Raw genomic sequence first — 22,601 nt, 5'->3', positions numbered from 1 at the left:
CTTACTCCTTATTACTTTTATCTAACATATTTTCATTTGCTGCCCCTGGTGGAACTAGTGGCCATACGTTTTCCAGTTCATCAATACATACATGCAGTAAGTAAGCACCGGATGAATTAAATAGATTATCAAGCGCAGATTCGATTTCCGACTTTTTACTGATCATTTGCCCCGGAATATCAAATGCTTTAGCTAGCATTAGAAAATCTGGATTATCCGATAAATTGGTTTCGCTATATCTTTCATTAAAAAACAGCTCTTGCCATTGTCTTACCATACCTAAGCGTTGATTATCGATTAGCACAATTTTTACTGGCAATTTTTTACGTTTTATTGTGGTTAATTCTTGTACGTTCATCATAAAAGAACCATCACCAGATACACAAATTACCATATCTTTAGGTCTGGACAGTTGAGCTCCTATTGCAGCGGGAAGACCAAAGCCCATTGTTCCTAAACCACTGGAGGTAATAAAATTTTGTGGATGATTAAAACTCATATGCTGCGCTGTCCACATTTGGTGTTGACCGACATCAGTAGTAATTATACTGTTGGCTGGCCTTCTTTCTGAAATACGTTTTAATAATGCTGGCGCATAAATTGCTTCCCCAGGATGATCATAACGGGTAGGATGTTGCGCCTTCAATTGTTTAATTTTATTGTGCCAATCTTCAATAGAGACAGTTTGATGAAGCATTGGTAAAACATGTTTTATATCGGCTTGTAATCCTAAATGGCTTTGGCGTAATTTATTGATTTCAGATTGATCAATATCGATATGAATGACTTTAGCATGTTTAGCGAATTCATTGAGTTTGCCCGTTACTCGATCATCAAACCTAACTCCCAAAGCAATCAATAAATCGCACTCTTGTACCGCTAAATTAGCTGATTTGGCGCCATGCATGCCAATTAATCCTAAGTAATAAGGATTGTTAAGATCAGCAACGCCGAGCCCTTTTAATGTCGATACACTAGGTATTTGCGTTAAGTTCATAAACTCGCGCATTTCAGCGATTGCATTTGATAATCCAACGCCACCACCAATATAAAGCATTGGTTTTTCGGCTTGGCAAATCATTTGTTTAGCAAGAGCTATTTCGTCAGATGAGATTGGATATAATTGAGCATTATCAGAAGGCGTTTTTATAGTTGTTGGTGTTAAATAGGTTTGGTAATCGTGTTCGGCAAGCTGGATATCTTTTGGGATGTCAATTAATATTGGTCCCGGCCTGCCTGAATTGGCTAAATTGAAGGCCTCCTGTAAGGTATTTGGCAACTGGGTGGCATCATTAACTAAATAGCTATGTTTGGTGCAAGCTAAGGATAAGCCTAAAACATCAACTTCTTGAAAGGCATCAGTACCAATTAATGTGGTTGGAACTTGTCCTGTAATGGCTATAACAGGTACTGAATCAATTAATGCATCAGCAAGGCCAGTAATAATATTGGTCGCACCAGGGCCTGATGTTGCAATACAAACTCCAATTTTGCCGGTGGCGCGTGCATAACCAATGGCTGCCATTGCGGCACCTTGTTCATGACGGCATAGTACGTGTTCAATTCCACCATCATAAAGTGCATCGTATAGAGGCATAATTTGACCACCTGGATATCCAAAAACGGTGGTAATGCCTTTTTCTTTTAAGGTTCTTACTATCCACTGTGTTCCTAACATTTATTCCTCACTTGTTACTTTTGCTCATTTATTGTTAATGTCAAAATTTTTCATAAAAAAAACCCCGCTTTTTGGGGCGGGGGTTTTGAAATATGGTAACCATATATTTAACTCAAAAGACGCCCCCGCGTTGGAATAATGACCACGCTGACAATAATGTTAATGAGGACGACGATGAGTGAAAAAATCATAATGCTTATGTAATTCTTTTGTTATTTTTGAAAGATATTTAACCAAAATACTCGTTTTAAAAAAAAGTGCAACTATTTTTTTATGCTTTTTTTAAAAGCAGTATTAATTGGTTTGCTTATTGTTTGAGAAAATTTTGAGGAAAGGGGTTTTTTAGAGTTAAAGAAAGATTATTTTTGGCTTTAATTTGGCTTTTTATGGTCAGTTAGTGTATAAATATTAATCATTAATTTTAAAGGTAATATAGCTTTCTTAATCTAGTATTGCAAATTATTATTTATTACTCATTAAGAGATACTTATATGAAAATATTTAGATTGTTTACATTTTTGCTAGTGAGTGTTTTAGTGTTTGGCTGTGAGAAAGCGAAAGACAATACCGAGGATAACGTTAATGATGAATCACTTGTTGCAGTACAAAATGCAATGATTGAACCTATCCAGAAAGCTTTACCCATAGCGATTGATGAGTTGACGACTTTGATTGGTGTCGATAAAGATCGTAACATCATTAATTACCAATATGAAGTTAAAAATACTTCTGAACATACGTTATTACTGCCAAGTACTCTTGATACTATCCGTCAAGCTTTGTTTAAGGCTTATTGTGAAAATAATGAAGAAATGCAGCAGTTAAAAACAGCATTTCCTGATGGTGCAAACTATCATTATTTTATTGATAATAAAGAGATTGTTGTAGTTGAATTAACACCAGCGGATTGTCGTATTAAATAATGATCTGTGATGATAAAATGATCATTCGTTACAGTAGTTATAAGAAATCGGTTGCTAAGGATTAGGAATGAAGAAGATCATTTGTTTTATTGTGTTGGTCATGCTCCAATTCGGTTGTGATAATTCACCGGTAGGTAATAAAAAAATTGATAGGCTTGTGGAAAATGTTGGAGCTGAAAAGACCGAGAAGCTATTAAAACTTATCGATCAAGCTACTGATGAAAAATACAATGCGTTAAAGAATAATAAACCTTATGGTTTAGAGGATGATAAAAAGGTTGCCATCAGTATAGTCAAGCAGATATTACCTCTTAGAGTTGATGATAACATGATTTTGTTTGATATTGATGATGATGGTGATACCCTCGTTTCTAAAGTAGAAGTTAAAGAAATAACTAAAGAAGATTTAATGACAACTGAAAATATAAAAATAATTGGTAAGGCTATTACTGAAGTTTATTGCCAAGATAATGCTCAAATGAAACGCGTGAAAAAATATTTTAGTGAGGGTGTTAAATATATGTTTTACATCGAAGGTCAAAAGGTTTTAATAATGAATATCCCTGCTGATTGCAAAATTAACAGATAGTTATTATTAAGCTAGCATTGCTAGCTTAATGTTTATTTGCTACACTATTTTTGTGTTCAATTTTCACCCATTATGGTTTTAGTATTCGTTGTATCTGTCCTCGCTAGGCCATTCAAGGAAGTCGCTGTTACTTTATTCTCAATTTTTGGTTACCAATGATTATTATTTCTTACAGTGTGTTATCGGTTAATATAATTAATTGAATTAATTAAGTATTTTAAAGATATAAAATATGTCTGGCAATAGGATTTTGTGATTATTAATTGATTTTATTTAAGTTATATTGAATTTGTCTACAAATACATGTCTAACTTAGGAGAAAATTATGAGTAAGCAAACCTATAATCCCACAACCAAATATCATCATGAAAAGTTTCCTAAACAAAAACAAACACCTCCAGGCTTACAATATGAAATGAATCCAGTTCCTGATTGTGGCGAAAAAAGTTATCAAGGTCATCAACGGTTAGAAGGTCGAAAAATGTTGGTTACTGGCGGTGATTCAGGGATTGGTCGCGCAGCAGCTATTGCTTATGCAAAAGAAGGTGCCGATGTGGCCATCAACTATTTGCCAGCAGAACAAAAAGATGCTGAAGATGTTGCTAAAATTATCGAGGCTATAGGTCGTAAAGCAGTATTGATTCCAGGTGATTTAAGTGATGAGGTATTTTGTAAAAAATTAGTTGATGAAGCGCATAAAAAATTAGGTGGACTTGATAATCTAACCTTAGTGGCTGGTAAACAAACAGCCGTTGAAGATATTGTGCATCTCACTACTGAACAGATTAAAAAAACCTTTGAAATTAATGTGTTTTCTCTCTTTTGGCTAACCAAAGCTGCATTAGGTTATTTAAAACCAGGATCAACAATTATTACCACTTCTTCAGTTCAAGCTTATCAACCAAGTGCTAACTTATTGGATTATGCTGCAACTAAAACTGCAATTATAGCTTTTACTCGAGGTTTAGCCGCACAATTAGGTAGTAAAGGCATCCGCGTCAACTGTGTAGCTCCAGGACCTGTTTGGACTCCATTACAAATCTGTGGTGGTCAACCAAGCGAAGTAATACCTGAATTTGGTAAACAAACACCATTAAAACGCGCTGGTCAGCCAGTTGAACTTGCCGGTGTTTATGTTCATCTTGCATCAGAGGAGTCAAGCTATACCACCGCGGAAGTGTATGGTGTAACTGGTGGTATGCATATTAATTAATTTTCAATAATGACAATAAGTTAAAGGGCTTATATTAGCCCTTTTTCTATATTGTATATAAATGATTTTTCTTTTTTCTTCAATATGAATAGTTGTGTATTTTTTTATAGTTATATTTTACAATTTAATAATCTTTTTCATCGAATTAAATGATTAATTAATTTTATAATAAGGAATTTATATGAAAGGTTTGAAATATTCAGCATTGTTTTTAATGGCTGCTGCTCTATTTGGTTGTGATGATTCAAAATCTAAACCAGCTGATAATAGTGCCAATAGTGAGCCAGTAAAAACTGCACCTGCATCAAATGATGCGGAGACAGCTATGCTTGATCTAAGTAAAGCTCAAGATAATTATATTAGTGAAGCTAAAGGCTTCTTACCAGTAAAAGTAAATTCAAATTCAACCCTAGTTGAGCTTTATAAAGAGAATAATTCAATTAACTATAAATATGTAATGGATGTAACTAAAGATGATTTGGATGTTGACCAAAGTAAAAAAATTACTGGTGATGCATTAAAAACTTTTTATTGTTCAAATGATAGTGAAATGAAAGCTTTTAAAAAAGCGTTCCCTGATGGTGCGATTCATAATTATTATATTAAAGATAAAGTGGTGTTTAGTGTACATTTAAAACCAGCTGATTGTGATGCAAACTAATTAAAATTAATTAGTTTTTTATTAGCAAAACAGGGCTTTTAGCCCTATTTTTTATACGATTATTCTAATGCTTTTCCTTTAGTTTCAGGAATCAAGAAGATAAATGCCATTGCTGATAATAAGTAAGCTCCAGAAAGTAATGCTAATGCATAACTAATAGAGTAAACAGTAGCTAAATAGGCAATGAGCACTTGCGATACACCAGCAATACCTCGGCCAACGTTAAAGATAATGTTTTCAGCGCTTGAACGAGCATCAGTTGTGTAATGTTCAGCCAACAATGCACCATATCCACCCATCATACCATTAACAAAAAAACCAATAACAGAACCAAATAGAATTAAAACTAACATATCTGTTTGGTGAAAATAGAACCATATTGAAATAGCTGATATAAGTAAAAATATTATATAAGATGGGCGACGGCCAAATTTATCACACAACCAGCCGAAAATTAAGATCCCTAATGACATACCAATTGTGGTTGATATGGTCCAAAACATCGTGTTTTTGAACGGTAGCTTTAATTCAGTCGCAATCATATTAGGCATCCAAACCATGAGTCCATAAAAACCAAAGTTTTGTACCGCACAAGCAATAGTTAAGCCAATAGTGACAGCCGTGATTCTAGGGGTTTTAAATAGTTTTCCGATAGCGATTTTATTTTTATTTTGGTCTTTTAAGTTTTGCCAAATTTCTGGTTCTTTTAAACCTTTACGTGTCCATGCAACAAATAATGCTGGTAATACACCCATGGCGAATGCCCAGCGCCAGCCATGTACTTCACCAATGAAATTAACGGTTAAGGCGGCAAGAATTATACCTACTTGAAAGCCTAATGCTACGATAGACGTTGCTCTGGAACGTTTGTGCTTAGGCCAGCTTTCTGATACCAATGTCATGCCAATACCAAATTCACCACCCAGACCAAGGCCGCTAAGAAAACGAAAAATCAAAAAACATTCATAGTTTGGTGAAATAGCACAAAGCCCTGTAAATAAGGAGAAGATTATAATTGTCCAGGAAAACACTCTGACACGGCCAAATTTATCAGCAAGCACGCCGAAAAGTATCCCACCTAATACAGCCCCTAATAAAGTTACCGAAGTTAATGTTCCTAGATCGGCTTTGGTCAGGTTGAATGTGGTAGCAATTAGGCTAAAACAAACACCTAAAATCATCATATCTAAACCATCTAATGCATATCCCACAGTTGATGCAAATAAAGTACGTTTTTGATAAGGAGTTGTTTGTGCGCTTTCACTTTCAGCTTGGTTGGTCATGTTTGCGTCAATGTTCATGTTTACCTCAAGTCAATAAAAAGATAGTGGTTCAATCTAAGCGTTATTTTGTTTAACACATCATTAAACGAAGGAGGCTCAAAAAGCGAGGCAAGTATATACTTAAAATTGATAAAAAGCTAAGTGAAAATCTAAAAAAATCAGCTTTTATTTTATCAACTATGGTTTTGGCAAAATTATCTGCTTAATATTGAAAAATATCTAATTTTTTAGACAAATTAGCCGATAATTTTGCCATTTTATGGATATTAGCCAATAGCTAAGTAACTAATATTAATACGATGAAAATTTTACTCTTCGGCAAAATACCAATAACCGAGATTGACAAACTTTAACATGACATCTAAGGTTGCTTCGTCTTGTATTTGCTCGTAGCAAAGTACTTTAGTTTCACATAACAAATTAATTGTTGTTATTGATAGCGGTATTCTTTTGCCGTTGATATAGGCAGTATCACCGATTTTTAAAATACGTATACTTGGAACTCGGTAGAGTTCAGCTCCAGATTTGAGAATTGTTTCAAATTCATCTAAATCATAAGCTGGTTCAACAGGAATGATGTTGAGTTCATGCATAGGCATTGTGATATGTTTGCCAAACCAATCATTAAATAAAGCTGGATTTTTTATTAAATCAATCATTTGACTTTGAAGCTTTTCAATTTCATATGGTTGAATTAAATAAGGATCTTTGGGTAATTTTAACTCGGGGTCTTGATAAAAAATACCATTAGGTAAATTATCGATAATATAATCAGCAAATCCACTTAATAAGTCTTGTGATGTTTGGGTTCTAAATCCTACTGAGTAACTAAGTGATTCGCCAATCGATACTCCATTGTGTGGAAAACCAATTGGTATATATAAAATATCTCCAGCAGTGATTTCCTCATCAATAATAGGTTGATAATCTTCAACATGTAATAAAGCTTTATGAGCACTAAATTGTTTATAGTTAGGATTGCGATCACCGACTTGCCAACGACGACGTCCTTTACCTTGAATGATAAACACATCATAATTATCAATATGAGGACCAACGCCAGCCCCTTGGGTTGCATAAGATATCATTAGGTCTTCAAATTGCCATTGCGGAATGCATTTGAATGGTTCAACTAAAGTAGCTGCTTGCTCATGCCAATGATCAACAGCTTGGACAAGTAGGCTCCAATGATCTTCTCCTAAGTCACAATAATCGGTAAATGGCCCATATTTTGCGTCCCATTTACCATTTTTGTTGGTAACAATTCGACTGTCGATTTCTTCTTCCATGGCAAGACCAGCCAGCTCTTCAGGGGAAATAGGGTCGATAAAATTACTAAAAGCATTACGTAAAATGACCGGTTTTTTTTGCCAATAATTAGTTAAAAAATCATCCCAATTGATTGTTAATTTGTTACTCATTAATTACTCCTTGTACATTGAATAATTGACAAAAGTTGGTTGTAGTTTGTTGTGCTATAATGTCCAAAGTTACACCTTTTAATGCTGCTAAGTAGTTAGCTACCTCTCGGACATAAGCGGGTTGATTTTCTTTACCGCGATATGGTACGGGTGCTAAATAGGGCGAATCAGTTTCAATCAACATGCGATCTAAAGGGACGAATTTTGCTACTTCTCGAAGAGAGGCTGCATTTTTAAAGGTGATAATTCCTGAAAATGAAATATAAAAACCAATATCTAATAAAGCTTTAGCTGTCTCAATGTCTTCAGTAAAACAATGTAAAACTCCGGCGTAAGCTTGCTCTTCTTTTAATATTCTTAAGGTATCTTGTTTGGCGTTACGGGTGTGGACGATTATTGGTTTTTTTAATTGCTTACCTAAATTAATGTGTTGTATAAAATTGTATTGTTGTAATTCAAGATTATCTTGTTGGTAGTAATAATCGAGACCAGTTTCACCAAGAGCGATAACATTGTCTTCTTGTGCAAGACGGGCGAAACGCTCGGCATCGTAAGGTTCATCATCTAAATTGAGAGGATGAATACCACATGAGAAAGAGCACTGTTTTTTATATGGCATTAGCATTGCTTTCATCGATTCATAACCCGACAATGTTGTTGCAACACTTAGACAATGCTTTACATCATTGTGTAGTGCTTCATGCAAAACGCTATTAAGCGTTTTATTGGTATAGTCCAAACTGTCTAAATGACAGTGCGAATCAATTAGAAACATATTAAACTCTTTTAATTATCTGAATGATGTTCGAAATCACGAACTGGCTTTATAGTTGACCACGAGCGACAGCTTGGGCACAACCAGTAGAGGGTATTAACGGTAAATCCGCATTTTTGGCATCGATAATTGGGAACTGTTTTTATCTGCTCTCCTACCATGTTTCGAAGAAGTAATAAACTTTCTTTGGCCTTTCCTTGTTCAGCATCAGCCACATGATAATCCATTAAACGGTAAAATCCTTTAAGATTTGGATGCTTTAATAATTCACGATAAAGGTAATATTGGGCAGCGTCAAGTCCGTTATTTTTTTCGACAATATCAGCTAGCATCAGTTCAGCTACATTACCGGTATCTTGTTTGACACAAATTTCTAAAAACTGTTTAAATAGCTGAGGCTGATTTATTTTGGTATAACATATTTTTAATAGCGGTAAAGCTTCGCCAATAAAGGCTTTGTCTTGGTTTATTATTTGTTGGAAAGATTCAATTGCTTGTTCGATTTTGTCTTGAACCATTAACACTTTTCCAAGCATGAGTGATGTGCGAGCACAGTTATCATCGGCAGCAGCGGATTTTTTTAATAGGTTGTATGCTTGATCTAAATCGTCATTAGCTATAGCTAGTGACGCTAATTCACAATAAAATTGAGCTATTTCAATCTTATATTTTTCATTGCCAAGTTTTACTAATCTGATTGCGGTATTAATCGCATTGCCCCATTCGCTTGTTGATTGATAAATAATAAGTAATTGTTGAAGTGCATGTTGTTGAAAGTCTTCTTCATCAATTAATTGTAAAAACATCTCTTCAGCACGATCATAAAGGCCCGCAACCATATAATCTCGACCAAGTTGCTGAATTGCTAATAATCGTTGATCGAATGATAAGGATGAACTTTCCATTAATGCTTGGTGAATTCGTATTGCTCGATCAACTTCGCCACGTGAACGAAACAAATTTCCAAGTGTTAAATGTGCTTCAAGGGTACCTTCATCCTCTTTAAGTAGATCAAGAAAGATATCAACCGCTTTATCTTTTTGATTGGACAAAAGAAAATTTAGGCCATCTACATATTCTCGAGATAGTCGATTTGATTGATTTAAATATTTTTGTTTGGCGTTTCTGTCACCCATATACCAGCCATAGGCAGCAGCTATTGGTAGTAACAGAAACAACAATTCAAACATAATTACCTAGTTTAATTGGTATTGGTTAAATTCATTTTTTGATGATTAGATATATCTTCATCATATTTTTTTTGCAATTTATTCAATTTACGTTTAGTAGATGAATGTTGAAATTTAGATTTTAAGAAATATATTCCTGTTAATACCCATCCAACTAAAAAACCTGAGCCAAATAATATTGCCAGTAATACTGATAACCTAACTTCAGTTTTAGCAATTAAATAGTTAAAAGTGACTATTTGATTATTAGCTGAACCTATTGTTATCGAAATGGCGAAAATAAGAATTATCAATAAAATTGATATTACTAATTTCATAATGCTAACCTTATTATTTTATTAAAAATATTGATATAACTTAATGTTTTTCTGTAAAACTATTCTTTTCTTTTTCGTTATTCCATTACTATATGCCATTTTTTAATATAAAAACAGCAGATTAATGAAATTAACCAAGCAAGCATTATCCCCAATATCAAATCATAAGCGGAATGCATGCCTAGTAATAGTCGACTTGTTTCAATGAGCAACGACCAAATAGTAACAATGGATACAATAAAAAAGTGCCGTTTAAAACCAAGTAACATTATTGCTAAAAAAGTCCAAGTGACCGCAAATAAAGTATGCCCAGAAGGAAAAGCATAACCGGTTTCATTTTGCCAATGGTTAGATAGCCATTTAGGAATAATAGTTGAATTGGTTAACAATTTTTCAACATCAGCTCTACGTTCAGATCTTGTTTGTGAATAAAATTGCTGCTCATTAAGATTAAACTCTTTATCTAACCATAAAACATAAGGCCTAGCTTTAGCTGTTTGCTGTTTGATGATGCTTTTAACCACTTGGCCACCTGATATTGTACTGACTAGGACTAACCATAATAGTAACAATGTTTTTTTGGTTTTATTAACCAATTTCAGGTAAAAGAGTAAGAAAAAAAGCCCTGATGTTATTATTGCCCAAGGAAAACTAGCGGTTTCAGTTACCCAAAATAAATATTTAGATGTATCATTTATTGATGTTGGTTGCCACTGCCAATTTACGGTTATAACAGATAACGGTATAATCAGGAATAAAATCAATGGCACTATTGTTTTTTTTATTACTAACCCCATTTAAAACTCAATTAAGCATAAAATTTTATTTATTTTAACATGGAAACACGATTTATTTTTAAAAAATCTTAACCATGTTGTGACGAATCTTGGAGATAATAATGCAATTAAAACATGTTGCACGAGCTAAACTGCCAACCCCTTGGGGATGTTTTACTATTGTTGGTTTTGAAGAAATTGCAACTGGTAAGGATCATGTCGCATTAGTGTTTGGTGATATTAATGGTCATTCATCCATATTAACACGCGTTCATTCAGAATGTTTAACGGGTGATGCATTATTTAGTTTGCGTTGTGATTGTGGTTTTCAATTAGAAGCGGCATTGAAGCAGATAGCTAAAGAAGGACAAGGTGTCTTAATTTATCATCGACAAGAAGGCCGTAATATTGGCTTATTGAATAAAATTAGGGCTTATGCGCTTCAAGATCAAGGGTTAGATACGGTTGAGGCAAATGAGCAATTAGGTTTTGCTGCTGATGAGCGTGATTTCACTTTATGCGCAGATATGCTTAAGTTATTAAATGTGTCTCAAGTTCGATTATTAACTAACAATCCCGAAAAGATAAAAGTTCTTGAGCAAGCAGGTATTAAAGTTACTGAGCGAGTTCCTTTAGAAGTGGGAGAAAACCCGAGCAATGAGTATTATTTAGCGACTAAAGCTAATAAATTGGGCCATTTATTACATTTACACCACTATAATCATTAACTCTTTAAAAGGTGAGTTTTACAGAGTTGTCATATTTTTGATTTAGTTGTTATAATTATTTAATCATTTAACCTCAAAATCTATCAGCGGTTTTGAGGTTAATTTTTATCAGCTAATAAAAAAATTTATTAATCTTTGTCACATCTTAGTACGCCACCATTAGCAATTTGATCTTTTGAGACTTCATGCATAATAATTTGTACCGCCTCTGGTTTACAGTTAAGCGTTTCAACAATGGCATCAGTTACTCGTTTAGCCATTTCACGTTTTTGTTCAATGGTGCGTCCTTCTAAAAAGTCAATAACAACATTTGGCATAAATATTTCCTAATTATTGATGGTTGCAAGTTGTGCATCAGTTAATGCAATGTCTTGATTATGACATATTCCAATTCCAGTTTGGATAATTTTTTCAGCAATTGCTTTGGCTTCATCTAAAGAGTGCATGGTATAGGTTCCGCATTGATATTCATTTAACTCAGGAATTTGTGATTGAGATTTTACATTCATAACATCATGCATAGCTTGCAACCAGGCATTAACAACTAAAGATTCTGCTGGTTTGCCAATTAAACTCATATAAAAACCTGTTCGACAGCCCATTGGAGAAATATCGATAATTTCAACTTTATCACTGTTTAAATGGTCACGCATAAAGCCAGCAAATAAATGCTCTAGAGTATGAATACCTTTTTCAGGTAATAGTGCTTTATTAGGGATGGTAAAGCGAAGATCAAATACCGTAATATCATCACCTTTGGGGGTTGCCATGGTTTTGGCTATTCGCACAAAAGGTGCTTTCATTTTAGTATGGTCAACTTTAAAACTGTCTAATAAAGGCATAATTTTCTCCTTGAATTTGGGATTAAGCTATTTTGCTTGAGTAGCTTAATATACTCCACTATTTTATATTCATTGATTTAATAAGTTTATCAATTCTTGTTCATCAATCACTTTTATTCCCAGTTCTTGCGCTTTGGTTAATTTTGAACCAGCAGCTTCTCCTGCAATTACTAAGTCGGTTTTTTTTGAAACACTACCTGTTACTTTAGCGCCGAGTTGTTTTAATTTAGCTTTTGCTTCATCGCGCGTTAATATTGATAAAGTTCCTGTTAACACAACGGTTTTGTCAGAAAATGGTGAGTCTGTTGTTAGTAGTTGTACTTCAACGTCTGGCCAGTGTATTCCAATTTCCTCACTAATTAACTGATCAATTACCGTGCGGTTATGTGGTTCTTGAAAGAAGTCGATAATACTTTCTGCAATAACAGCACCAATATCATTTACCAATTGTAATTGTTCCAAAGATGCGTTTTCAATTGCGGTTAAATTTCCTAATTGATTAACTAAATTTTCCGCAGTGACTTCACCAACATTAGGAATACCAAGCGCAAAAATAAATCGATTCAAACTCGTATTTTTCGATTTGTTTAATGCACTCATTAAATTATTAGCTAATTTTTCACCAACTTTATCTAATGAACATAAAATTGGCACTGTGAGTTTATAAAGATCTGCTGGTGTTTTGACATATTCTTTATCAACCAATTGTTCAATTATTTTATCGCCTAAACCTTCGACATTCATTGCTCGTCGAGAAACAAAATGTTTTAAGGCTTCTTTGCGTTGTGCCTGACAAATTAATCCACCGGCGCAACGAGATATCGCTTGTCCTTCATCACGGACAATGATTGAGCCGCAAATAGGGCAGTGAGTAGGAAAAACAATTTCCTTAGTGTCAGCTGGTCTTCGATCTTTAATAACTGCGACAATTTGTGGAATAACATCACCGGCTCGGCGGACGGTGACATAATCACCCTCACGAATACCTAACCGGATGATTTCATCGCTGTTATGCAGTGTGGCATTGCTGACAATTACCCCGGCAACTGAAACTGGCTCTAATCTGGCTACTGGTGTTATCGCGCCAGTACGCCCGACTTGAAAGTCAACTTTATTTAACTTTGTTACTTCTTCTTGTGCTGGAAATTTGAATGCAGTAGCCCAACGAGGCGCACGAGCAACGAAACCAAGTTGTTTTTGTTCTGCAATACTATTGACTTTGATTACAACACCATCGATATCAAAGTCTAATGACATTCTTTGATCACCAATTTGCTTAAAATAATCTAGTGCTTCTTGTGCGCCATGGCGAATTTTAACTTTATCGCTTACTGGTAGCCCCCAAGCCTTGAATTGCATTAGTCTTGCATAGTGGGTATTCGGTAACTCAGCTCCTTCGTTAATACCAACGCCATAACAGAAAAAAGTAAGTGGTCTTTTGGCTGTAATTTTGGGATCTAACTGTCTTAATGAACCGGCAGCAGCATTGCGAGGATTTGCGAATATTTTTTCGTTACGTTTTTCTGCCTCTGCATTTAATTTAGCGAAACCTTTATGCGTCATAAAAACTTCACCACGAACTTCTAGGCGAGACGGAATATTTTCACCCTGCAATATGAGAGGAATAGTTTTTATGGTTCGAACATTGGCGGTAATATCTTCACCAGTTGTGCCATCACCGCGTGTAGCAGCTTGAATTAATTGGCCATTTTCATATAAAAGACTTACAGCTAATCCATCAAGTTTTAGCTCGCAACAGTATTCAACTGCTTGATTTTCATCAAGCTCTAAGCGATCTTTTATTCTTTTATTAAAAGCGATAAAACTTGATTCATCAAAAACATTATCCAATGATAACATCGGCAATTGGTGTCTGATCGATGAAAATTGTGATAATGGTGCTCCTCCAACCCGTTGGGTTGGTGAGTCAGGGGTAATAAGTTCGGGATGAGCGAGCTCTAGATTTTGTAGCTGTTTGATTAATTTATCATATTCCACATCGGGTATTTCGGGAGCATCCAACACATAATAACAGTATTCATGATGTCTTATCAGATCACGTAAAATCGAGATCTGTGTTATTACATCTTGGTTAGAGCTAGATGGCGCTACTGAATGTTCAGTTATATTTGATTGTGGCATGATTTTAAACTCTTAAATTAATACGAAGGTTTTTAAACTTATTATTAAAATAGTATTTAACGGTATTTAGAACAATAGATTTTACTAAATATAGTCAATTATCTAATATAAGTCAGACTATTCCACTAATTTTTTAGTGGAATAGTAGCAAAAATGAGGAATTTTAAACAGCTAGCTTAAATTTCATTACAAGCTTTTTTTATGCGTTCTTTATAACTATCGATTTTTTGTGGTGTCATCATATGATGTTCATCATCCAAAACTACACCATTAACATCATCGGCAATACGTTGCGCTGTTTGTAGCATTAATTTGAAATTCTGTTGATTGTTTCCATGGGTTGGTGCAACCATAAAAATTGATACACCAGGTGTTGTAAATTCGTGCATGGTTTCAGGATCTAGATGCCCAGGGCTTATCATATTTGCCAAACTAAATAGTATCGGTCCATTACCCGCAGGGTCAACATGGCGATGAAAAATACGCATATCACCAAATTGGAATCCTGATTGCATGATGCTAGCTAATAGCATATCACCTTGTAATTCCTTGCCATTTAAGCCAGTAACATTTAATACAATAATTTCAGTTTTACTTTCTTCACTTTCGTTTATTGTTAATTTGTCTTGTTTTTCGAGTTTTTCTTCAGGTTGAGGATCATCAACTTTTATATCTTCATTAGCTTTGGTTGGTTTTTCTATTTCAACATTTTCTTTAACTGGTTCATCGGTAAAGATATCCTGTTGAAGATCACTAGTTGACTCATTAGAAATCTTAGTATCTATTTTCGGTTGTTGATCGTCATCATTTGAAAATAAATCAACTTGACAAGGAGTTTGTTCTTCTTTTGCTAGAACATTATTGTTAGGGGCATTAGTATTACCTACTAATACTTCATTAGTATCGTCATTAGAAGCATTTTGTTTTGTTTTGTTTTTTGGCGTTAGTAAAATCACATCATCTTCATCATTATAGATATCTTCATATTGCTGAGTATTTGTTGTGAATTTATCTTTTTTGCCTAACTTAAATAAAGAAGAACGTTCTTTTTTATTGATCCAAAGCCCATGAATTAATAATGCAATAATGACCAAGGATGCAACCACAATTAGAACAGTACGTAAATTATCCATAATACCCACTCAGAATTAAATTAAATATAGATTCAAATTATTCAATAATATAATTGAAAAAAAAGGATTAAAAAATACCACAAAGAAATTTTTTTAATTTTTACATTTAAGTTAAATCCATACTTACTTATTACCGCGCAAAAAAACGATTAGTGTATATTACTTTATTTCTATCAATAATCATAATTATCAATAGAATTTTTTTATTAATTTGCGTTTAAATCTTATAAGTGAGCTAATTTTTAGAACTCTGTGCTATTAAGGCGTTAAGACTCTTACAATCTATGCATATTTTTTGTAAAATCTCCGATCACTTTTGAATAATATTCACTGTTTTTATTTAAAAAATAATTATTAAGTTACCGAGGTCTTTTTTATATGAGATTTAATAAGCTATTACTTACTCTGCCAGTGGCATTATCTAGTCTATTATTAGCCAGTTGTGATAATAATCAATCAAAAAATGGTGCTGGCGAATTACCAAAGGTAACTGTTTTTAAAGTTGAACCTTTAGACTATACCCTAAAAATAAACTTACCAGGACGAGTGGTTGCTTCACAGATTGCTGAAATTCGACCACAAGTTAGTGGGATTATATTAAATCGAGAATTTGACGAAAGTTCAAATGTTAAAGCTGGCCAATCACTTTATCAAATTGATCCAGCTATTTATCAAGCTAATTATGATAGTGCTGTAGCTAGTGTGGCTAGTGCAAAAGCTAACGCAAATATTGCTCAACTAACCCTAAAACGTTATGCAGGACTTTTGAACACCAAATCTATCAGTCAACAAGAATATGATAAAGCAGCTGCTGATGCCAAACAAGCTGAGGCAAGTGTTTTAGTTGCTCAAGCGGCAGAGCATGCAGCTAAAGTTAATTTGGACTACACAAAAGTATACTCGCCAATTGATGGGTATATTGGTAAATCAAGCGTGACGGAAGGGGCATTAGTATCAGCAGGGCAAGCTGCTCCATTGGCATTGGTACAAAAACTTGATCCAATTTATGTTGATATGACTGAAGCCGCAACTCGTTATAATAAATATCTTCAAGATGAAAATATTATTTATGAACCAGCTCAAGGCAACAATGTTGATCTGTTTTTTAATGATGGTTCAAAATATGCGCTACCAGGAAATATCAAATTTTCAGATATGACTGTTAATGAAACGACAGGTACAGTTACCCTGCGCTCACAATTTTCAAATAGTGAAGGTAAAATTTTACCGGGAATGTTTGTAAAACCACAATTAACATTAGGTACAATTAAAAATGCAGTATTAGTTCCGCAACAAGGCATCACTAGTAACCAAAAAGGTCAATATACTGCTAAGATTTTAAAATCTGATAATGTTGTTGATTATCGTCAGGATATTAAAGTTTATACTGGTATCGGAGGTTATTGGGTTGTCACTAGTGGTATTGATATTGGTGAGCAAGTGATTATCTCTGGTTTGCTTAATTTGACTGTGGTTGACAGAGAAGCAGAAAAACCAAAATCAGAACAAAGAAGCATTATGGTAACCCCAATCGGTAAGCCAGAAGTGCTTTCTCAAGAAAAGTTAGATAATCTCATCAAAAACAGTGTGAAATAAGGTAGATTTAATTATGGCTAAGTTTTTTATTGATAGACCTGTTTTTGCATGGGTAATTGCTATCATGATGATGCTGGGCGGAGCTTTATGCATTAAGCTACTCGCTGTTGAGCAGTATCCTGATATCGCACCACCGGCTGTTACTGTTTCTGCTGCTTATCCAGGTGCTGATGCGCAAACCATTGAAAATACTGTTACGCAATTGATTGAGCAAAACTTAACTGGTTTGGATAATTTGATTTACATGAAATCAACCAGTAGTGCTCAGGGGGTAGTCGAAACAACGTTGACTTTTGCGCCGGGTACAAGTCCCGATTTTGCTCAAGTACAAGTATTAAATAAAGTAGAAAGTATCAAATCGCGTCTACCTGAAAGTGTGCAAAAAAATGGGGTGTCGGTTGCTAAGAAAAACACTAGCTTCCTAAAAGTTATTGGATTCTATTCTACCAACCCTCAAAAAACACAAGCAGATATAGCTGACTTTGTTTATTCAACTGTACAAGATCCGATTCGCCGTGTTCAAGGGGTAGGCGATACACAGTTATTTGGTTCTGAATATGCAATGCGGATTTGGTTAGATCCCAATAAACTTAACTATTTTAATCTATCTATTGAAGAGATTATTGGTGCAATTCAAGCACAAAATGCACAGGTTACAGCAGGGCAACTTGGTGCTTTACCAAAAACTGAAGGACAAGAGCTTAATGCAACTATTACTGCACAGTCGCGTTTAAAAACACCTGAGCAATTTCAAAATATTACAGTGCGAGTTAATACCAATGGTTCAAACGTTTTGTTAAAAGATGTTGCTAAGGTTGAAATCGGTGCTGATGACTATAGCTTCATTTCGAGCTATAACGGTAACCCGTCAGCAGGTTTGGGTATTTATTTAGCTACGGGTGCAAATCAACTTGAAACATCGGAAAAAGTTGACCAAAAAATTGAAGAGTTATCTCGTATTTTCCCTGAAGATATTAAATTTGCCTATCCTTATGATACAACACCGTTTGTTAAATTATCGATTAATAATGTGATACATACTTTAATTGAAGCAATCATTTTGGTTGTTATCGTTATGTATGTATTTTTACAAAATCTGCGTTCTACTCTTATTCCAACTATTACCGTACCGGTTGTATTGTTAGGTACCTTTGCAGTTTTATATATCTGTGGATTTACCATTAATACGCTATCAATGTTTGCTATGGTGCTTGCTATCGGTCTTCTGGTCGATGATGCCATCGTAGTAATTGAGAATGTTGAACGTATTATGCATGATGAAGGGTTATCCCCGTATGATGCAACCGTTAAATCAATGGAACAAATCTCTTCTGCATTAGTTGGTATTGCCGTGGTGCTTTCAGCAGTATTTGTGCCTATGGCATTTTATGGCGGTGCAGCAGGGGGTATTTATCGTCAATTTTCAATCACAATTGTAACGTCGATGGGTTTATCTGTATTGATGGCAATTGTGTTAACGCCAGCGCTTTGTGCGCAAATTTTAAAAGCACCATCAAAAAACAAGATTAAGAAAACCACAATTGGTGAAAAATTAGAAAGTGTACCACCATTTAGTTGGTTTTCAGCTGGGACTAAATGGTTCTTCAATAAGTTTAATAATATATATAACAAAAGTTTATATACCTATGAAAAAGGCGTGATTAAGTTTATTCGTTATCCGTTGATTTCATTTGTTTGCTATATCTTGATTGTTGTTTGTTTAATATTTGGTTTTAATCGCTTACCAACTGGTTTCTTACCAAATGAAGATCAGGGGGTATTAATTGTAATGGTTGAGTTACCACCAGGTTCGACCTTAGATCAAACCATGGGTGTATTGAATAAAACCTCTCAATTTTATATGAATGAGAAGGCTGATTCAGTGAAAGAGATCTTTACTGTTGCTGGTTTCAGTATAGTTGGTCGTGGTCAAAATATAGGGCTTGGTTTTATTCGATTAAAAGATTGGGATGAACGTAAACGCCCAGACCAAAAAATGGATGCTTTGATAGGTAGTGGTTTTGGATTTGCTTCAACGATAACTGAAGGTCGTGTCATTATTGCCAATTTGCCACCAGTACCGTCACTTGGTATGGCTAATGGTTTCTCTTATATGTTGAAAGATAGCTCAGGTCTTGGCCATGATGCCTTGATGGAGGCTTTTAACAAACTGTTGAGAGAAGCTGGACAGAATCCTAACTTACAACAAGTTCGCCCAGGTAGTATGTTAGATGTTCCACAATATAAGATTAATGTGGATTTCGAAACCGCCCAAGCACTTGGTGTTTCCGTAAGTAGTGTTAATACTGTACTTTCAACCGCATTAGGTTCAGCTTATATCGATGACTTTGTTTATAACAACCGTATTAAAAAAGTCTATTTACAATCAGATGCAGCTTATCGAATGTTACCTGATGACTTTAGTTTCTGGCATGTAAAAAATCAAAAGGGTGAAATGGTTCCTTATGATGCATTTGCTACTACAACGAAAAGTTATGGTTCACCATCGTTAGTTCGTTATGATGGGGTAGGAGCCATGGCAATTAGTGGTTCAGCTGCACCTGGTATGAGTTCTGGTCAAGCTATGGTAATAATGGAAGAACTATCTAAAAACTTACCTAAAGGATTCTCTTATGACTGGACAGAAATTTCTTACCAAGAACGTCAAACAGGTTCGCAGACAACAACGCTATATGTTATCTCACTTATCGTTGTATTCTTGTCATTAGCTGCATTATACGAAAGTTGGACTGTACCTATTTCTATCCTATTTGTCATCCCGTTAGGTATTTTGGGTACCGTATATGCAACTACGTTCAGAGGTCTTGATAATGATGTTTACTTTATCGTTGGTCTACTAACCACGATGGGGCTATCGGCTAAGAATGCCATTTTGATTGTAGAATTTGCTAAAGATGCACTAGAAAAAGAAGGTAAATCATTAATTGATGCAACGTTAGAAGCTTGTCGATTGCGTTTACGTCCTATTTTAATGACATCATTCGCATTTATTCTAGGTGTACTTCCACTAGTCTTAAATTCTGGTGCTGGTTCAGCAAGTCAAAATGCGGTAGGTACAGGTGTAGTTGGAGGTATGTTGACGGCAACATTCTTAGCGATATTTTATGTTCCTTTGTTCTTCTTGTTTATAACAAAACTATTCACTAAACATAGGAATAAAGTAGTATTACCAGCTAACTATACAGGTAAAACTGAGAAATAGTCGAGTCGATTAGTAGTTAAGTAATAACGGATATGAATAAAAAGCACCAATAATATTGGTGCTTTTTTTGTTTAACTTTTAATAGATTGCTTTTTCGATATTTTAGTTTAACCTTTTTATTCAGTTGAAATAAAAAATTGAGGAAAGATGTTTTTAGGCTATAAATAACAGAGTTTTATTATGTAACAGTATTATATTTATCTATGTGATTTAATTAATTGTTGACTCATGTGGGCATGGGTAATTGCTATAGCTAGTGCATCCGCTGCATCCGCCTGAGGACTTGCTGGTAATTTCAATAGTAGTTTAACCATATGTTGAACTTGTTTTTTGTCAGCTGCGCCTGTTCCAACTATACTTTGCTTGACTAAGCGCGCTGCATACTCAAAAACGGGTAAATCATGATTGACTGCGGCAACAATTGCAGAACCTCGTGCTTGACCTAATTTTAGTGCTGAATCGGCATTACGAGCCATAAATACTTGTTCAATAGCAAACATATCGGGTTGAAATTGAAGGATGATTTCGCTTACACCAGCATAAACACGTTTCAAACGCGTTGGTAAGTCATTGACTGCAGTGCGGATACAACCACTGCCAAGATAAGTAAGTTGTCGTCCCGTTTGACGAATTACTCCATAACCCGTCAAACGAGAGCCTGGGTCAATACCCAGAATGATAGTCATTAGAGTGTTGCAGCAACTTCGTCTGATACTTCTCCATTATGATAAACCTCTTGAACATCATCACAATCTTCAAGCATGTCGATAAGACGTAGTAGTTTTGGTGCAGACTCAATATCAAGATCAACTTTAGTTGCTGGAATCATTGAAACTTCTGCTGATTCAGCGGTTAAACCTGCCGCATCTAGTGCATCTTTAACTTCACCGAATGATTCAGGCGTAGTAAATACATCAATTGCACCATCATCATAAGTAACCACATCATCAGCCCCAGCTTCAAGAGCAGCATCCATTACTTGATCTTCATCAGTTCCAGCCGGATATGAGATTACCCCTTTTTTAGTAAATAAATAAGATACTGAACCATCAGTACCTAGGTTACCACCAGTTTTAGTAAAAGCATGACGAACTTCTGATACAGTACGGTTTCGATTATCACTTAAACATTCAACCATTACCGCAGTTCCCGCTGGTCCATAACCTTCATAGATGATTGTTTCCATATTAGTATCATCTTCACCACCGACACCACGAGCAACAGCTCGATTCATGGTATCTCTAGTCATGTTATTAGATAATGCTTTGTCCATAGCAGCACGTAGACGAGGGTTAGACGCTGGATCGCCACCACCAATTTTTGCTGCTGTTACAAGTTCACGAATAATTTTGGTAAAGATTTTACCGCGCTTAGCATCTTGAGCTGCTTTGCGATGTTTGGTATTGGCCCATTTACTATGACCTGCCATAAAATTCTCCAGATTAAATAATTTAAAATCAGTCTATTTTAGCAAACTTTTAACAAAAGTTCATTATCAATCTATTTTTCCATTTATTCATGTAATTTTAATAATGAATAATTATGTTGATCCGGATCACATGTTCATATTTTATTCATTGCAACTCATGTAGTTTTAATTCATTATACCTTTATCATTGGTAACTTATGTCGTCATCGAAACGTTTCGATAAACAATTTCATTATTATTCTTAGGATTGCATTATGTATAAAAATAAGTTGTTAAACTCAGTAATAGTTCAGACTTTAGCCAAAATGGGGCATACTGATCAAATTGCCATTGGTGATGCAGGTTTACCCATCCCTGAAAATGTTGAAAGAATAGATCTGGCTGTGACTATAGGTGTACCATCATTTATGCAAGTTTTGGAGTCTGTAACTGAATCTATGCAAATTGAAAAAGTTCTCTTGGCAGAAGAGATCCTTAAACATAATCCAGAGATAAATAAAAAAATATTAGCTCAGATTAAAAAAATTGAGGAATCACAACAAAATATAATTGATATCGAATATGTCACTCATGAAATGTTAAAACATCAAATCGCTGAATGTAAATCGGTAATTAGAACCGGTGAATGTTCACCCTATGCGAATATTATTCTACAGTCGGGCGTAATTTTTTAAAAAAACAA

At 34.8% G+C, this 22,601-nt stretch carries 21 protein-coding genes; 8 read left to right on the top strand and 13 right to left on the bottom strand.

Annotated elements, in window-relative coordinates; genetic code table 11:
* Window position 1 precedes the first annotated feature (1 nt).
* The gene (gene ilvG / locus B6D18_RS03515; protein WP_086363174.1) at window positions 2–1,678 is read right to left on the bottom strand and encodes an acetolactate synthase 2 catalytic subunit; all 1,677 of its coding nucleotides are present in this window, start codon (window positions 1,676–1,678) and stop codon (window positions 2–4) included.
* Between the two features lie 491 nt (window positions 1,679–2,169).
* On the opposite strand from ilvG, the gene B6D18_RS03510 reads away from it, so the two are divergent.
* From B6D18_RS03510 to B6D18_RS03495, 4 genes are all read left to right on the top strand, one after another.
* The gene (locus tag B6D18_RS03510) at window positions 2,170–2,601 is read left to right on the top strand and encodes a hypothetical protein (RefSeq protein WP_086363173.1); all 432 of its coding nucleotides are present in this window, start codon (window positions 2,170–2,172) and stop codon (window positions 2,599–2,601) included.
* A 67-nt stretch (window positions 2,602–2,668) separates the two neighbouring features.
* Complete coding sequence (locus B6D18_RS03505) at window positions 2,669–3,190, top strand: hypothetical protein (protein ID WP_086363172.1); 522 nt, start codon at window positions 2,669–2,671, stop codon at window positions 3,188–3,190.
* A 325-nt stretch (window positions 3,191–3,515) separates the two neighbouring features.
* Window positions 3,516–4,403 (top strand): SDR family oxidoreductase, encoded by an 888-nt coding sequence (locus tag B6D18_RS03500; protein ID WP_086363171.1) that lies wholly within the window; start codon window positions 3,516–3,518, stop codon window positions 4,401–4,403.
* A gap of 181 nt (window positions 4,404–4,584) precedes the next feature.
* Window positions 4,585–5,064, top strand: a complete 480-nt coding sequence (locus B6D18_RS03495) for a hypothetical protein (RefSeq protein WP_086363170.1) — start codon at window positions 4,585–4,587, stop codon at window positions 5,062–5,064.
* Between the two features lie 59 nt (window positions 5,065–5,123).
* Here B6D18_RS03495 and B6D18_RS03490 read toward each other — a convergent pair whose 3' ends face one another.
* The 6 genes from B6D18_RS03490 to B6D18_RS03465 all read right to left on the bottom strand — a co-directional run bounded on the left by B6D18_RS03490 (window position 5,124) and on the right by B6D18_RS03465 (window position 10,847).
* Entirely contained in the window at window positions 5,124–6,365 is a 1,242-nt protein-coding gene (locus B6D18_RS03490) for an MFS transporter (RefSeq protein ID WP_086363169.1), read from the bottom strand.
* 290 nt (window positions 6,366–6,655) lie between these two features.
* Entirely contained in the window at window positions 6,656–7,768 is a 1,113-nt protein-coding gene (locus B6D18_RS03485) for a cupin domain-containing protein (RefSeq protein WP_086363168.1), read from the bottom strand.
* Window positions 7,761–8,543 carry a YchF/TatD family DNA exonuclease gene (locus B6D18_RS03480; RefSeq protein WP_086363167.1) on the bottom strand — a complete coding sequence of 261 codons (783 nt, stop codon included), beginning with the start codon at window positions 8,541–8,543 and terminating at the stop codon, window positions 7,761–7,763. The genes B6D18_RS03485 and B6D18_RS03480 overlap by 8 nt, the downstream gene beginning before the upstream one ends.
* An 11-nt stretch (window positions 8,544–8,554) precedes the next feature.
* The gene (gene lapB, locus B6D18_RS03475; protein ID WP_086363166.1) at window positions 8,555–9,733 is read right to left on the bottom strand and encodes a lipopolysaccharide assembly protein LapB; all 1,179 of its coding nucleotides are present in this window, start codon (window positions 9,731–9,733) and stop codon (window positions 8,555–8,557) included.
* Window positions 9,734–9,744: 11 nt separating this feature from the next.
* The gene (locus B6D18_RS03470) at window positions 9,745–10,050 is read right to left on the bottom strand and encodes a LapA family protein (protein ID WP_216818826.1); all 306 of its coding nucleotides are present in this window, start codon (window positions 10,048–10,050) and stop codon (window positions 9,745–9,747) included.
* A gap of 77 nt (window positions 10,051–10,127) precedes the next feature.
* Window positions 10,128–10,847 (bottom strand): phosphatase PAP2 family protein, encoded by a 720-nt coding sequence (locus B6D18_RS03465; RefSeq protein ID WP_086363164.1) that lies wholly within the window; start codon window positions 10,845–10,847, stop codon window positions 10,128–10,130.
* A 101-nt stretch (window positions 10,848–10,948) separates the two neighbouring features.
* Here B6D18_RS03465 and ribA point away from each other — a divergent pair, with 101 nt between their 5' ends.
* Window positions 10,949–11,554: a GTP cyclohydrolase II gene (gene ribA / locus B6D18_RS03460; RefSeq protein ID WP_086363163.1), complete on the top strand. Its 606-nt coding sequence runs from the start codon at window positions 10,949–10,951 to the stop codon at window positions 11,552–11,554.
* A gap of 128 nt (window positions 11,555–11,682) precedes the next feature.
* On the opposite strand, the gene B6D18_RS03455 is transcribed toward ribA, so the two are convergent.
* From B6D18_RS03455 to zipA, 4 genes are all read right to left on the bottom strand, one after another.
* Entirely contained in the window at window positions 11,683–11,871 is a 189-nt protein-coding gene (locus B6D18_RS03455) for a 2-hydroxymuconate tautomerase (RefSeq protein WP_034901609.1), read from the bottom strand.
* Window positions 11,872–11,880: 9 nt separating this feature from the next.
* Window positions 11,881–12,396, bottom strand: coding sequence for an S-ribosylhomocysteine lyase (gene luxS / locus B6D18_RS03450; protein WP_086363162.1), 516 nt, complete (start codon window positions 12,394–12,396; stop codon window positions 11,881–11,883).
* A gap of 69 nt (window positions 12,397–12,465) precedes the next feature.
* Complete coding sequence (gene ligA, locus B6D18_RS03445; RefSeq protein ID WP_086363161.1) at window positions 12,466–14,538, bottom strand: NAD-dependent DNA ligase LigA; 2,073 nt, start codon at window positions 14,536–14,538, stop codon at window positions 12,466–12,468.
* Between the two features lie 176 nt (window positions 14,539–14,714).
* Window positions 14,715–15,674, bottom strand: coding sequence for a cell division protein ZipA (zipA, locus tag B6D18_RS03440; protein WP_371328864.1), 960 nt, complete (start codon window positions 15,672–15,674; stop codon window positions 14,715–14,717).
* A gap of 375 nt (window positions 15,675–16,049) precedes the next feature.
* Between zipA and B6D18_RS03435 the strand changes: the two genes are divergently transcribed.
* Together B6D18_RS03435 and B6D18_RS03430 are read left to right on the top strand one after the other, a co-directional pair.
* Window positions 16,050–17,267, top strand: coding sequence for an efflux RND transporter periplasmic adaptor subunit (locus B6D18_RS03435; protein WP_086363159.1), 1,218 nt, complete (start codon window positions 16,050–16,052; stop codon window positions 17,265–17,267).
* Window positions 17,268–17,280: 13 nt separating this feature from the next.
* Window positions 17,281–20,490: an efflux RND transporter permease subunit gene (locus B6D18_RS03430; RefSeq protein WP_086363158.1), complete on the top strand. Its 3,210-nt coding sequence runs from the start codon at window positions 17,281–17,283 to the stop codon at window positions 20,488–20,490.
* Between the two features lie 197 nt (window positions 20,491–20,687).
* On the opposite strand, the gene ruvC is transcribed toward B6D18_RS03430, so the two are convergent.
* Window positions 20,688–21,176, bottom strand: a complete 489-nt coding sequence (ruvC, locus tag B6D18_RS03425) for a crossover junction endodeoxyribonuclease RuvC (protein WP_086363157.1) — start codon at window positions 21,174–21,176, stop codon at window positions 20,688–20,690.
* Window positions 21,176–21,919 (bottom strand): YebC/PmpR family DNA-binding transcriptional regulator, encoded by a 744-nt coding sequence (locus tag B6D18_RS03420; protein ID WP_086363156.1) that lies wholly within the window; start codon window positions 21,917–21,919, stop codon window positions 21,176–21,178. Before B6D18_RS03420 ends, ruvC begins: the two co-directional genes overlap by 1 nt.
* A 254-nt stretch (window positions 21,920–22,173) precedes the next feature.
* On the opposite strand from B6D18_RS03420, the gene rbsD reads away from it, so the two are divergent.
* Window positions 22,174–22,593 (top strand): D-ribose pyranase, encoded by a 420-nt coding sequence (gene rbsD, locus B6D18_RS03415; RefSeq protein WP_086363155.1) that lies wholly within the window; start codon window positions 22,174–22,176, stop codon window positions 22,591–22,593.
* Window positions 22,594–22,601: the final 8 nt, after the last annotated feature.

Origin of the sequence: Gilliamella sp. A7, assembly GCF_002142015.1 — a bacterium.
GTDB lineage: Bacteria > Pseudomonadota > Gammaproteobacteria > Enterobacterales > Orbaceae > Gilliamella > Gilliamella apis_A.
Note: the sequence above shows the minus strand (reverse complement) of the source record. Positions and strands in the feature narration are given on the sequence as shown.

Bases quoted from the DNA above. Each gene is read 5' to 3' on its own strand.
- B6D18_RS03500 (WP_086363171.1), top strand. From the start codon at position 3,516: ATGAGTAAGCAAACCTATAATCCCACAACCAAATATCATCATGAAAAG.
- B6D18_RS03470 (WP_216818826.1), bottom strand. From the start codon at position 10,050: ATGAAATTAGTAATATCAATTTTATTGATAATTCTTATTTTCGCCATT.
- luxS (WP_086363162.1), bottom strand. From the start codon at position 12,396: ATGCCTTTATTAGACAGTTTTAAAGTTGACCATACTAAAATGAAAGCA.
- B6D18_RS03490 (WP_086363169.1), bottom strand. From the start codon at position 6,365: ATGAACATTGACGCAAACATGACCAACCAAGCTGAAAGTGAAAGCGCA.
- B6D18_RS03495 (WP_086363170.1), top strand. From the start codon at position 4,585: ATGAAAGGTTTGAAATATTCAGCATTGTTTTTAATGGCTGCTGCTCTA.
- B6D18_RS03465 (WP_086363164.1), bottom strand. From the start codon at position 10,847: ATGGGGTTAGTAATAAAAAAAACAATAGTGCCATTGATTTTATTCCTG.
- B6D18_RS03455 (WP_034901609.1), bottom strand. From the start codon at position 11,871: ATGCCAAATGTTGTTATTGACTTTTTAGAAGGACGCACCATTGAACAA.
- ruvC (WP_086363157.1), bottom strand. From the start codon at position 21,176: ATGACTATCATTCTGGGTATTGACCCAGGCTCTCGTTTGACGGGTTAT.
- B6D18_RS03505 (WP_086363172.1), top strand. From the start codon at position 2,669: ATGAAGAAGATCATTTGTTTTATTGTGTTGGTCATGCTCCAATTCGGT.
- ligA (WP_086363161.1), bottom strand. From the start codon at position 14,538: ATGCCACAATCAAATATAACTGAACATTCAGTAGCGCCATCTAGCTCT.
- ribA (WP_086363163.1), top strand. From the start codon at position 10,949: ATGCAATTAAAACATGTTGCACGAGCTAAACTGCCAACCCCTTGGGGA.
- lapB (WP_086363166.1), bottom strand. From the start codon at position 9,733: ATGTTTGAATTGTTGTTTCTGTTACTACCAATAGCTGCTGCCTATGGC.
- rbsD (WP_086363155.1), top strand. From the start codon at position 22,174: ATGTATAAAAATAAGTTGTTAAACTCAGTAATAGTTCAGACTTTAGCC.
- B6D18_RS03420 (WP_086363156.1), bottom strand. From the start codon at position 21,919: ATGGCAGGTCATAGTAAATGGGCCAATACCAAACATCGCAAAGCAGCT.
- ilvG (WP_086363174.1), bottom strand. From the start codon at position 1,678: ATGTTAGGAACACAGTGGATAGTAAGAACCTTAAAAGAAAAAGGCATT.
- B6D18_RS03510 (WP_086363173.1), top strand. From the start codon at position 2,170: ATGAAAATATTTAGATTGTTTACATTTTTGCTAGTGAGTGTTTTAGTG.
- B6D18_RS03480 (WP_086363167.1), bottom strand. From the start codon at position 8,543: ATGTTTCTAATTGATTCGCACTGTCATTTAGACAGTTTGGACTATACC.
- B6D18_RS03435 (WP_086363159.1), top strand. From the start codon at position 16,050: ATGAGATTTAATAAGCTATTACTTACTCTGCCAGTGGCATTATCTAGT.
- B6D18_RS03485 (WP_086363168.1), bottom strand. From the start codon at position 7,768: ATGAGTAACAAATTAACAATCAATTGGGATGATTTTTTAACTAATTAT.
- B6D18_RS03430 (WP_086363158.1), top strand. From the start codon at position 17,281: ATGGCTAAGTTTTTTATTGATAGACCTGTTTTTGCATGGGTAATTGCT.